Below are 11,338 nucleotides of genomic sequence, written 5' to 3' on the forward strand. Positions count from 1 at the left end.
TGCCAGTCGGCGGATCAATAGCCGTGAGGAAGGACGTTGGTGGTGGCGGGCGGGCGCCTGAAGTCCCTTCACAAAGTGAGAAAAAATTAGAGCATCCAGTGGGGGATGTCTGTCATGGGAAGCAGGGACAACGGCGAGGAACGGGGCTGTGCGGTGCTTGGGCGTGGTCGCGCGAGTCTGTTATACCAACGGCCCTGAGTGTGCTTGCGAGGGTCGAAAATGCCACTAATCGCCGAATCGGATCGCCCGGTATCGAAGTTCTGGAGCCTGTCCCGTTTTCCCAATCATCCGCAGGCGGGCCCGGTCGAAGTGATCGACGCGCTGTCGATCTCCAAAGAGGACTTCACCCGGCGGTACGTCAATCGCAACCGCCCCTGCCTGGTCAAGAATGCGGTGCGGCATTGGCCGGCGTTTCAGAAATGGAAGCGCCTGGACTACCTCAAAGCCCATTCACGCAACAGCGCGGTGGTGGTGCGTTCGCAGATCGTCTCCGAGGTCATTGGTTGGTCCAATCCCAAGGTCAAGGCCGAGCTGACCGAGTATGCGAACAGCGTCTACCGGGAAATGCCGTTCCACGAATTCCTCGCAGGCCTGGGGGAGGGTGATGGGCCATGGGTGGCCGACAGTTGCCGGTTTTCCGAAGGCTCGGCGATCGAGCAGATGAAAGAGGACGTCGGCGGATTGCCGTTCATGCCGCAGTTGGGCAAGTCCCGGCATTACCCGCCTCATCGCAGTTTCCTGTATCGCAACTCCTATACCGATTGGCATTTCCATGTCGTCGATGAAACCTTCATGGCCCAGGTGGTGGGCGCCAAGGAGGTGCTGCTGTTGCCGCCGGACGAAACCAGCTGGCGGGCATTGCAGCCGGTGATCGAGCAGGCGGGTTACCTGTACGACATCGACACCGGGCGTTTTCCGGGTACCCGACAACTGCGAGCGTTGCGCACGGTGGTGGAGCCGGGAGATGCGTTGTACATCCCGGTCTACTGGTGGCACGCGGTGCAATCGATGGACGATGAATTCGGTGCCACCGTCGCGGCGACCTTCCCGACGCCCCTGCACGTCAGCGGCGACATCAGTTCGCCTATCGCCAGGCGGGTGTTGCGCACCTATCTGTTTTCCCGTTATGCGCCGGTGGTGTTGGGTGCGGTGGCCTATTCCCTGGGTTATCGGCTGCTGAGCAAGTTGATCGATGTCGCCATGCCTCGCGATGTGCGCCCATGAGCTTGGGCAGTGGCCGCCGGGGTTTTGATCTTGGCCGAGGTTTCTATTTCCTCTGGTGCGGGGAGTCGCTGGCGGTGGTCGGCACCGCGTTGATGGAGTTCGCCCTGGGCGTCTGGGTGTACACCCATACCGGTTCGGCGGTGGCCTTCGCCAATGTCGTGCTGGCGGCGACCTTGCCGGCGGTGCTGTTTCTGCCACTGGCGGGCGGGCTGGCCGACCGGATCAGCCACCGGGTGATCATTGTCTGTTGCGATGTGAGCCTGGCGATACTGCTTCTGGGGGTGATGGCGCTGCTCTGGTTCGAACGCCTGGAACCGCTGCACCTGTACATTTTCAATTGCCTGGCGTCCATTGTCGGGGCCTTTCGCAAACCGGCCTATCAGGCCGCCGTGAGTACCATTGTCGCCCCCGACAAATTCACCCGGGCCTCGGGGTTGATCAGCATCAGCAAGAACGCTTCGGCCCTGGTGGCGCCGCTGCTGGCCGGGGCGATCATGGCCAGTGCCGGGCTGGTGACGATCCTGGCGGTGGACCTGATTACCTTCTGCTCGGGCACCTTGCTGGTGATCAAGGCGTTCTCCCATGTGCGCGGTGCGTCGGACCGTCATGAGCGTACTAGCAAAGGCTCGGTGTTCGGGGGCGCGGTGAGCAACGTTGCGGCGGCACTGAAGTTTTTCATGGCCGAACGGCTGATGGCCGGGCTGCTGGTCTACACCATGATGCGTACCGCATTGTTGTCGCTGGCCACCTTGATGATGACGCCGTTGTTGCTGTCGACCCTGGGTAGTCAGACGCTGGGGATGGCCTACACCTGGGCGGCCCTGGGTGGCCTGGCCGGTGCGGGGCTGTTGATTTCCATGGGCAATCCGCGGCGCTTGATGGCGCTGGTGGCGGTGGCCGATCTGTTGCTGGCGGCCTGTGTCGTTGCCCTGGGGATGGTGTCGCAGGCCGTTGCGTACTGCGCGCTGGCCTTTGTCGCGATCACCATGGCGAGTATCGCCGATGCCAGCGTGAACTCGCTCTGGATGCGCAGGATCCCCGCCGGCAGCCGTGCCAGTGTCTTTGCGCTGATCAGCATGTTGACCATTGCCACCACCAGCCTGGCGGTGATCGTCGGTGGCTTCCTGGTGGATCACTGGTTCCAGCCGGCGCTGATGCCGGGTGGCCTCTATGCCGAGTCGATCGGGCGCTGGCTGGGCGTAGGGCCGGGGCGTGGCGTCGGATTGCTGTTCGTCGTGGCCGGCGGACTGTTTGCGCTCCTGCCCTTGAGCGTTTTGCTCTATGGGCCGATGCGCCGATTGGACGAGACGCCCACGCAGGCGGCCGTCGTACGGCTGGCCGACAACCCGCAGGTCGAGCCGCTGTAATGCCCGGCGTGGCCTGCTGTACCGGATTCCCGTGACAGACAGGTCGGGCCCGGTGGGTCAACCTTTGCAGGCTCTTCTGCTGTGCCCGTATCACGCGGGCAGGGCTGCCTTCGCAGCGTCATCGGAATCGACAACCCTCAATAAAAGGAGCAACTATGCGCCCGTCGTTTTATGAACCCAGCCGTTTTCCGGCACTCAAGAACCTGGCTGACAACTGGGAAGTGATCCGCGAGGAATTTCTTGCCCTTGATGCGCCGACCCTGACTATCAACCGTGTGGGCAAGTCGATTACCGAGATCGTCGACGAAGTGACCGCGCATATGGAGGCCGGCGGCGAGTATGGCTGGCTCTGGGGATGGGGTGACGACATGGACGTCATGCCGGAGTGGACCCAGTATGGCCTGGTCGCCTACGACACACCGATCCCCTACGCCCAGGCCGCCATGCCCGGCACCATCGAACTGTTGAAGAAAATCCCCGGCATCAAGCTTTGTGCCTTGCTGCGCATGGAGCCCAATGTGTTCCTCGGTACCCACTCCCACACCGGTACCTGGGAAGAAGGCTTGCTGCACATGCAACTGACCATCGACGCGCCCACCACCCAGAACTATGCCTACCTCAACGTCAACGGCAGCTTCAACCAGAGCACCAACGGTAACCTGGTGATCTTCGACGGCTCCCTCGACCACTTCGCCGTCAACGCTTCACGGGCTCACCGGACTGTGCTGTATCTTGAGTTTCATCGTGAGAAGCACATGGTGGCTTGAGGTGGATCTGTGGCCGGGGGGAGGGTGGCGACCGGGAGATTGAGGTCGCCGCGATTCCATTGTGGGAGCGAGCTTGCTCGCGATGGCGGTGGGTCAGTCACTGGGATGGCGACTGACACGGCCCCGTCGCGGGCAAGCCCGCTCCCACAAGTACGAATGGGGACACCGGATTTATTAATGCTGGAAAAACTCGTGTGGGAGCGAGCCTGCTCGCGATAGCGGTGGGTCAGTCATGGTGATGGTGACTGGCCTGGCTTCATCGCGAGCAGGCTCGCTCCCACGGGATCTGTGGCGAACGCCAAGTCTGTGGCCCACCGAGAACCAATGTGGGAGCAAGTTCGCTCCCACAGGTTTTGCTTTGCCCCAGGTGTGCAGAGGTCAAACAGCCGTCGCTTCGAGGGTCGATTCCAGGAAGTGGAAAGCGGTGTGCTTCGAGCGCTGGGTGGACTCGAAGAACGCCAGATGACTGCCGTTGCGTTCCACATGCAGCAGGGCGTCGCTGATGGCCTCGGCAATGAGCCGGGAACCGCCGATGTGAGTGGTTTCATCGGCGTCGCCGGCGACCACCAGGGTGGGCACGGTGATCTGTTCCAGGCGCGACTTCAACTCGGTCTTGTTCAGCGCATCGTTGAGTCGTGCATAGCGATAGAACAGCTCCTCATTGACGTAAGGATAGAGCGCCGCATGGGCGATGGAGTCCGGAATGGTCGCCAGTGTCGCCTGGTCCAGGAACAACGCCTGCAAGTCGCTGGCTTCGTTACGGTCCACGGCGGCCGATTCCATCAGCCATTCGAAGTTCTGCTGGTGGGCGGTGCGCAGGCTGTCGTCGCCCAGGTTGTAATCGCCATGCCAAAGGCTCAGGGAGTTGACCCGATCCGGATAGGTGGCGGCAGCGCTCAGCGCAATCACCGCCCCGCCGCAGATGCCCATCAGGTGTGCGCTCTGCAATCCGTAGTGATTCATCACGTTGATCAGGTCGCCGACCTGGGCGTCGGTATCCACCGACAACTGGTCGAACGAGGTGCAGGAACCGAATAGCCCACGGGTTTCCCAGGTGACCACGAAGAACCGCTCGCTCAGTGCGTTGAACCACTCGCGGCACAAGTCGAATGGCATGCCACAGGGCAGGGCCAGGACGATGGCCGGGCGCTGGCGCTCGGTACTGGCGTGGACCGATAGCGCCACGTTGTCGCGGGTGATCAGGTGCAGTGTCTCGACCTCGGGCACTGCACCGCTGAAATCGAAGTGTCTGACCAGGCGCCCGAACTCCTTGGCACTGTCGACGTCGTCGAAGTGGTCGTAGGAGAAATCGAGCGCCTGGCAGATTTTCTTGCTGATAAACATTTCGAAGGACGACAGTTGCGTCTCGCCGTCGTGCAAGTACTGCACGGCTTTGACGCCGATCCGTGCGAAGGCGGTGCTGACCGCCCGTTCGGTGGCTCTGACGCTAGGGGAGGCCTGGTCGGGTGACAGGTCACTCCCCTGGGCGAGAAAGCTCAGGCAGATAGGATCGGGCAGATGGATGGCAAGGTGCCTAAGCATCCTCACGGTCTCACACAGGCGCGTGGCTGCGTCGGTGGAAATAGTCATGGATTGGGGGACTCCTGTCAGGCACGTTGCGCATGCCAACTGTCATATGGCACTGAAAAAATCAGACCGCTTCGAATTTCTTGCCTCGGGTGGTATGGGTGACAAGGCGGTTGTATTCCGGGGTCTTGTCCCCGATCACTTGGACCGCACCGTATTTTTCCAGGCTGATACGACCGCCGTATTCCTCGATGTGGTCGGAGTCCGGATAAATCTTCACGAACGACGGCACATAGCGCGAAGCGAAGCCCATGCGCATGTCCTGGGACTCACCGCTGTGGGGATAGGAGGCGTGCATCAGGGTCGACCAGAAAATGATGAACTGACCGGCCTTCATCTGCATGGGCACGGCGGCGGCTTCGTCAGGTTTCCAGTTCTCGTCGATCTGCAGCTGGCGATAGTCGTAGCCGAAGAAACCGCGTCGCACACCATCCTTGACCACCGAGTTGTTGGTCTCGGGCTCGTAGCTCATGCGCTTGGTTTCGTCGTAGTTCATGCTGTTCTGGGTGCCGGGAATGAATTGCAGGCAACCGTTGGCAATGTTGGCGTCGGTGAAGGCGGTCCAGACGGTGATGGTGCCACCGAAGTCTTCATTTTCCGGCCAGAGAATCTGCGGTTTGCCCGAGGCATTGGCAAAGGTGTCGGCCTGGTGCCAGTCGGTGCCTTCGTCGCCCGGGTATTTAGGGAAAAACTCGGTGCGCCAGCACAATACATCCGGGCCGAGAATGCTCTCGACGCGGTCGCAGATCTGCGGGCGACAGATGTGACTGGCGAGGAATTCGTCGTCCAGGTGGCGATCATAGTTGGCGATGTTGGTGGCGCCGGAAATCGCATCCAGATCCTGGTACGCCGCAGCGCTGCGGTCGAGCAGGCGCAGACGGGTGCGCTTCCAGGTCTCTTTCATTTCTTCTGGCGAATAGGCGTCGAATGGTCCGATGAAACCGTTCTTTTCGAAGGACGCACGTTCTTCCGGGGTCAAGGCGAATTTTTTGCTCATGGGCTTTTTCCTTTTCGGTCAATGGGCTTGAACAAGGGAACGCTGGATGCAGCCGGCCAACACTTTGGCGGTCGCGCCATCTGCCAGCACGCCTGGGTCGAGGTTGACCCGGTAATGGGCCTTGAGTGTGCTCAACGAGCGGATCAGGGCCAGGGAGGTGCCGCCGAAATCGAAGAAATCATCGTTCAGGCCGATGTTCTTCAGGCCGATATCGTCCGACCAGACCTTGAGCACGAACTGCTCCTGTTCGGTGAGGCCCGGTTCGCTGGCGTGCTCCACGCTCGAAGGCACCGATTCAGGCGAGGGCAGGCGAGCCTTGTCGATCTTGCCGTGGTCCGTGACCGGCAATTGCGCCAGCGCAATGTAGGCCGAAGGACGCATGTAGTCCGGCAGATTGGCGGCCACCAGCGCGGCCACTTCGCTGCGGGTCTGTTCGGTCCAGGCCTCGACGCCCTGGGACGGCACCACGTAGGTGACCAGGCGCCAGTCGCCCTCGCCGTAATCGTGGCCGACGACATGGGCCGCGGCGATGGCCGGGCTGGTTTGCAGGCAAGCCTCGACTTCTCCCGGCTCGATCCGGAAACCGCGGATCTTCAATTGTTCGTCGCAACGTCCGGCGTAGCGGTACTCGCCGTCATCCCCCAGGACCAGCAGGTCTCCGGTGCGATAGGCTCGGCTCGAGGTGCCCGGCAACTGGACGAAACGCTCTGCGTTCAGGGTGGGACGACTCAGGTAACCCAGCGCTACACCGGCGCCCTCGATGTACAGCTCACCGGGGTTGCCCTGGGGCACCGGTTGCTGATCGGCGTCGAGCAGATGCAGACGCCAGCCATCCAGTGGCGCGCCGATGGAAACCATGGCGGCACTTTCCAGGTCCTGGCCGAGCACACGCTTGAAGGTGGTGTGGACGGTGGCTTCGGTAATGCCGTACATGTTGATCAAGGCCGGCTTCTGGTCGCCATGACGCTCGACCCACGGGCGCAGCACGGTGGCCGGCAGCGCCTCGCCACCGAACACCACATAGCGCAGCGCCAGAGGGGCAGGGGCGGAGCGGTCGGCTTCATCGAGGCCACGGAACGCCGAGGGCGTCTGGCTCAGGACTGTCACGCCCTGGTCAGCCAGCCATTGGCGCATCTCACTTGGCGAGCGCGACACATCGTAAGGCACGACGGCAACGTGGCCGCCGTGGGCGAGGGCGCCCCAGATTTCCCAGACCGAAAAATCGAAGCCGATGGAGTGGAACATCGACCAGACGTCGTTCTCGTTGAAGGCGAACGAACGCTGGGTGCTTTCCAGCAGGCGGCTGACATTGCCGTGCGCGACCAATACACCCTTGGGCTCACCGGTGGAACCGGAGGTGTAGATGACATAGGCCGCGGCCTCGTCGGGGTTGCGGCGGTCGGCGTCGGCCGACAGCTCCAGTGTCGGGCCGGCCAGCAGTTCGGCCAGGGGCAGGACACGCACGGACGTGCTTTGTGGCAGGTCGGCCAGTTCGCCGATCATCAGGCTCAGGCCGCTGTCGCGAACGATGTGTTCGACACGCTTGCCAGGGTACTGCGGGTCGACCGGGACATAAGCGCCACCGGCCTTGAGGATGCCCAGCAAGCTGATGACCAGGTCGACGCCGCGTGGCAGGCACATCCCCACCAGCATCCCGTCCTGGACGCCTTCCTGGCGAAGCCGGGCCGCCAGCTTCGACGACGCCGCGTCGAGTTGGGCGTAGCTCAATGAGCGCGAGGCGTCGGACACCGCGGTTCGCTCGGGGAATTCGCGGGCCCGGGCGATGAATAACTCATGCAGCAATGCACCAGGCGTGAGGGGGGCTGGCGCGGATTTGACCGATCCGCCAGTGTTCTTAATCGGCATGACTAACGCTCCTGTTAAATGCCACGTACAGCGTGTTTGCGTGGTACGCAAACCGCTGCACTCGATACGTCACTGCGGCCCACGGGATCGTTGGAGGTACCTGTGCGAATCGCAGCTGGCGCATTTCAGCACCGACTTCGTGCCTGCGTCTGTCGGGGGAAATGGGGACAAACGATCCTGATGCGGATCGACCGTGTCGGTGCAGCGGCAGGTGCCGGGCTCTGTCCCGGTTTGCGGTGCCAGACACCATCGCGGATCAGTGTTTTTATCCTTGCCCGATGGTGGGGCGCATTGATTCGGCCCTGCGACGTGGATCCGAGGATCTGTGGTTCAGGAGTTATGCATGAGTCTTCAAACTGACGCTTCACCCGTCATGCCCGCTGACGGGGTGGCGGATTCACTCGTCTGGCCCGGTCACGGCGCCGGCGAATCGGTAAGGCTGTCGTCACTCGCCGACGGTTTGAGTTTGCCCGTGGTGATCGAACCCATCGAGCCGGGGCTGGACCCTTCGCTGTGGGCCAGCACCCATCGCGAGGCGATCGAAGCGTTGCTGTGTCGCCACGGCGCGGTGCTGTTTCGCGGTTTTGATCTCGCCTCGGTGCCGGACTTCGAGGCGTTCGCCGAAGCCCTGTCGCCCGGGCTGCATGGTAGTTACGGCGACCTGCCGAAGAAGGAGGGCGGACGCAACGTCTACCGATCCACGCCATACCCCGAGCGCGAGATGATCCTGTATCACAACGAGAGTTCGCACCTGGAAAGCTGGCCGCGCAAGCAATGGTTCTACTGCGAGCAGCCGTCACGGGTCGGCGGCGCGACTCCCCTGGCGGACATCCGTCAGGTGCTGCGATGCCTGCCGGCGGAGGTGGTGACGCGCTTCGAACAGAAAGGCTTGATGTACAGCCGCACCTTTACTGTCGGCGTCGAGCCGAGCTGGGAATCGTTCTTTGGTACCACTGACCGCGCGGCTGTCGAGCAGCGTTGCCGGGAACAGGGCACCGATTTCGAATGGCTCGACGACGAAACGCTGCAAGTGCGCACGCTCTGCCCGGCGGTCATCGAGCATCCGGTGACGGGCGAGCGTGCTTTCTTCAACCAGGTCCAGCTGCATCACCCATTTTGTCTGGGCGAGGAAATGCGTGAAGACCTGCTCGATATATTCGGTGCCGATCGTCTGCCGCGCATGGTCAGTTATGGCGACGGAACACCGATAGAAGACAACGTCATGGCGTTGCTCGGCGAGGCCTATGAGGCCTGTGCCGTCAGGTTCGCCTGGCGCAAGGGCGATGTAGTGATGCTCGACAACATGTTGGCCGCCCATGCTCGCGATCCTTACGAGGAGCCGCGCCTGATTGTCGTGGCCATGGGCGAGATGACCGCCCGCGGCGACGTATGGCAGCCAGCGTGAGCCCTTTCGCGACTCCATTCGAGGACAGCAACCCATGAAAGAGAAAAAAGCGAAGAAGCCGAAGCCGGGCTCGGTCATGCGCCTGTTGTGGCGCAACCATCCCTGGCTGACACTCTTTACCTTGATCTGCGGTGTCATCAGTGGGGTAGCGTCTATCGCGGTGGTGAGCGTGATCAACGAGGCGATCCACAATGATGGCTCTCGCCTGCACGCGCTGTACTGGTTCATCGGGCTCAGTGCCACGGCGCTGATCTTGCGCAACGGTGCAGCCTTGTTCCCGGCTTACGCCAGCATGCGGATCATGACGCGGTTGCGCATCGCGCTGTGTCGCAAGATCCTCGCCACGCCGCTGGAAGAGGTTGACCGGCGCGGCCCGCCCAATGTGCTGACCATGTTGACCAACGACATTCCGCAACTGAACACCACGTTGATCATCATCCCCACAGTCCTGGTCGAGATGACTGTCTTTCTGTTTGGTATCGCCTACCTGGCTTACCTGTCGTGGGTTGTCCTGGCCTTGACTGTCTCACTGATGATCCTGGGGGTCGGGCTTTATCTGTTTTTCTTCACCAGCGGCGTCAGATACACCGGTCGTGTACGGGACGAGTTCACTGCATTCAACGAATACACCCACGCCCTGGTGTTTGGTCTCAAGGAACTGAAGCTCAATGGCGTTCGGCGGCGTTGGTTCGGTCGCTCTGCCATCGAGGCATCGTCTATACGGGTCGCGCGCTACAACTTTGTCGAGCGTCTGTGGTACACCGCCGCCGACAACGTCGGCCAGTTCACCTTGTCCTTGCTGATCGGTTGCCTGTTGTTCGCCGCGCCACTGGTCGGTGCGGTCGAGCCGAAAGTCATGACGGCCAGTGTGTTGGCCGTGCTGTACATCATGGGGCCGCTGTCGTTGCTGGTGGGAGCGATGCCGCTACTGGCGGCGGGGCGGGTCGCCTGTGCTCGTCTTTCGGAATTCGGTTTCTCGATCAACGATCCGCACCCAGACCCCGTCGAGACCCCAGCCCCCAAAGTGCATCTGCTGGAGCATAAAAAGTCCTGGGACAGCATCGAGTTGAAGGATGTGCAGATGCACTATCAGGACCTGCACGCAGATGCCGGTTTCTCTCTGGGACCTATCGACCTGAGCGTGCAATCCGGGGAGTTGGTCTACATCGTCGGTGGCAACGGTTGTGGCAAAAGCACCCTGGCCAAGGTGATCTGCGGGCTTTACATCCCCCAAAGCGGTGAGGTGCTGCTCGATGGCTCACCCATCACCGATGAAAGTCGCAGTGACTATCGAGACTTGTTCTCCGCAGTGTTCTCCGATTTTCATCTGTTCAATCGCCTCATCGGTCCCGATGAGGAGGACGGCAGCCCCGCATTGGCCCGTAAGTATCTGGAAACCCTGGGGCTGACCGACAAAATCAAGATCGAGGGGCTGGGTTATTCAACCACCAAGGCTTTGTCGTATGGCCAGCAGAAGCGCCTGGCGCTGGTGTGTGCCTACATGGAAGACCGACCGGTCTACGTGCTGGACGAATGGGCGGCAGACCAGGATCCGCCGTTCAAGAAATTCTTCTATGAGGAATTGCTGCCCGATCTCAAGCGTCGTGGCAAGACGGTGCTGATCATTACCCATGACGATCAGTACTTCCAACTGGCCGATCGCATCATCAAGTTGGTCGATGGGCAGATCGTTTCCGATACCAGCTGCGCTATCCGCGATAAGCGCGCCTGAATGTCGATTTCGGCGACGTTGTCCGGCATGCGAGGTCGTGACAATACCTCTGCACAACCGTGAAGGATACCTGGCTTCAAACCCCACCTGGCAGGCGCGTATGGGTTGTCGGGGGGGCAAGGCCATGCAAGGTCGACCCGCTTGTTCAACCGACACCATGCCGCGCTGGCTGGCTGCGCGGATCTGCTTCAACTCCAGGCGTGCCTGTTGCGTTTTCCCCAGGCAGCACTGACAAATCTCTGAGAAGGAACGTATGAAATTTTTCTTTGCGCGTGCTGTGGATGACGTTGTTGCAACGAGCCTTTCGGCCAACCGGTGTCACGAACAACCTCTGAGCGGGATTGCTCAGAGCGGTCCGTTGTCGGTGGACGGACGAGTGTCGGAGGCGCGGGT

General features: G+C 61.5%; 8 protein-coding genes. 5 read left to right on the forward strand and 3 right to left on the reverse strand.

The window, feature by feature from the left end; all coding sequences use genetic code 11:
- Positions 1 to 219: 219 nt before the first annotated feature.
- The 3 genes from SGN16_RS13175 (at position 220) to SGN16_RS13185 (ending at position 3,358) form a co-directional block, all read left to right on the forward strand.
- The gene (locus SGN16_RS13175) at positions 220 to 1,224 is read left to right on the forward strand and encodes a cupin-like domain-containing protein (protein ID WP_210644673.1); all 1,005 of its coding nucleotides are present in this window, start codon (positions 220 to 222) and stop codon (positions 1,222 to 1,224) included.
- The gene (locus tag SGN16_RS13180; protein WP_339102099.1) at positions 1,221 to 2,591 is read left to right on the forward strand and encodes an MFS transporter; all 1,371 of its coding nucleotides are present in this window, start codon (positions 1,221 to 1,223) and stop codon (positions 2,589 to 2,591) included. Before SGN16_RS13175 ends, SGN16_RS13180 begins: the two co-directional genes overlap by 4 nt.
- Before the next feature lie 155 nt (positions 2,592 to 2,746).
- Positions 2,747 to 3,358, forward strand: a complete 612-nt coding sequence (locus tag SGN16_RS13185; protein WP_210644676.1) for an aspartyl/asparaginyl beta-hydroxylase domain-containing protein — start codon at positions 2,747 to 2,749, stop codon at positions 3,356 to 3,358.
- A 378-nt stretch (positions 3,359 to 3,736) separates the two neighbouring features.
- Here SGN16_RS13185 and syrC read toward each other — a convergent pair whose 3' ends face one another.
- The 3 genes from syrC to syrB1 form a co-directional block, all read right to left on the reverse strand.
- Positions 3,737 to 4,948, reverse strand: a complete 1,212-nt coding sequence (gene syrC, locus SGN16_RS13190; RefSeq protein WP_210644678.1) for a syringomycin E biosynthesis aminoacyltransferase SyrC — start codon at positions 4,946 to 4,948, stop codon at positions 3,737 to 3,739.
- 61 nt (positions 4,949 to 5,009) lie between these two features.
- On the reverse strand, positions 5,010 to 5,942 hold the full coding sequence (gene syrB2 / locus SGN16_RS13195; RefSeq protein WP_135845730.1) for a syringomycin E biosynthesis L-threonyl-[L-threonyl-carrier protein] 4-chlorinase SyrB2: 933 nt from the start codon (positions 5,940 to 5,942) through the stop codon (positions 5,010 to 5,012).
- 18 nt (positions 5,943 to 5,960) lie between these two features.
- Positions 5,961 to 7,808 (reverse strand): syringomycin E biosynthesis L-threonine--[L-threonyl-carrier protein] ligase SyrB1, encoded by a 1,848-nt coding sequence (syrB1, locus tag SGN16_RS13200; protein WP_339102100.1) that lies wholly within the window; start codon positions 7,806 to 7,808, stop codon positions 5,961 to 5,963.
- 343 nt (positions 7,809 to 8,151) lie between these two features.
- Here syrB1 and SGN16_RS13205 point away from each other — a divergent pair, with 343 nt between their 5' ends.
- Both SGN16_RS13205 and SGN16_RS13210 read left to right on the forward strand, forming a co-directional pair.
- On the forward strand, positions 8,152 to 9,213 hold the full coding sequence (locus tag SGN16_RS13205) for a TauD/TfdA family dioxygenase (RefSeq protein WP_210644682.1): 1,062 nt from the start codon (positions 8,152 to 8,154) through the stop codon (positions 9,211 to 9,213).
- 34 nt (positions 9,214 to 9,247) lie between these two features.
- Positions 9,248 to 10,945, forward strand: coding sequence for a cyclic peptide export ABC transporter (locus SGN16_RS13210; RefSeq protein ID WP_339102101.1), 1,698 nt, complete (start codon positions 9,248 to 9,250; stop codon positions 10,943 to 10,945).
- Positions 10,946 to 11,338: the final 393 nt, after the last annotated feature.

This window comes from Pseudomonas sp. G166, assembly GCF_037027455.2.
Taxonomy (GTDB): Bacteria; Pseudomonadota; Gammaproteobacteria; order Pseudomonadales; family Pseudomonadaceae; genus Aquipseudomonas.

Coding starts and splice junctions, on each gene's coding strand:
- SGN16_RS13175 (WP_210644673.1), top strand. CDS start 220: ATGCCACTAATCGCCGAATCGGATCGCCCGGTATCGAAGTTCTGGAGC.
- SGN16_RS13180 (WP_339102099.1), top strand. CDS start 1,221: ATGAGCTTGGGCAGTGGCCGCCGGGGTTTTGATCTTGGCCGAGGTTTC.
- SGN16_RS13185 (WP_210644676.1), top strand. CDS start 2,747: ATGCGCCCGTCGTTTTATGAACCCAGCCGTTTTCCGGCACTCAAGAAC.
- syrC (WP_210644678.1), bottom strand. CDS start 4,948: ATGACTATTTCCACCGACGCAGCCACGCGCCTGTGTGAGACCGTGAGG.
- syrB2 (WP_135845730.1), bottom strand. CDS start 5,942: ATGAGCAAAAAATTCGCCTTGACCCCGGAAGAACGTGCGTCCTTCGAA.
- syrB1 (WP_339102100.1), bottom strand. CDS start 7,808: ATGCCGATTAAGAACACTGGCGGATCGGTCAAATCCGCGCCAGCCCCC.
- SGN16_RS13205 (WP_210644682.1), top strand. CDS start 8,152: ATGAGTCTTCAAACTGACGCTTCACCCGTCATGCCCGCTGACGGGGTG.
- SGN16_RS13210 (WP_339102101.1), top strand. CDS start 9,248: ATGAAAGAGAAAAAAGCGAAGAAGCCGAAGCCGGGCTCGGTCATGCGC.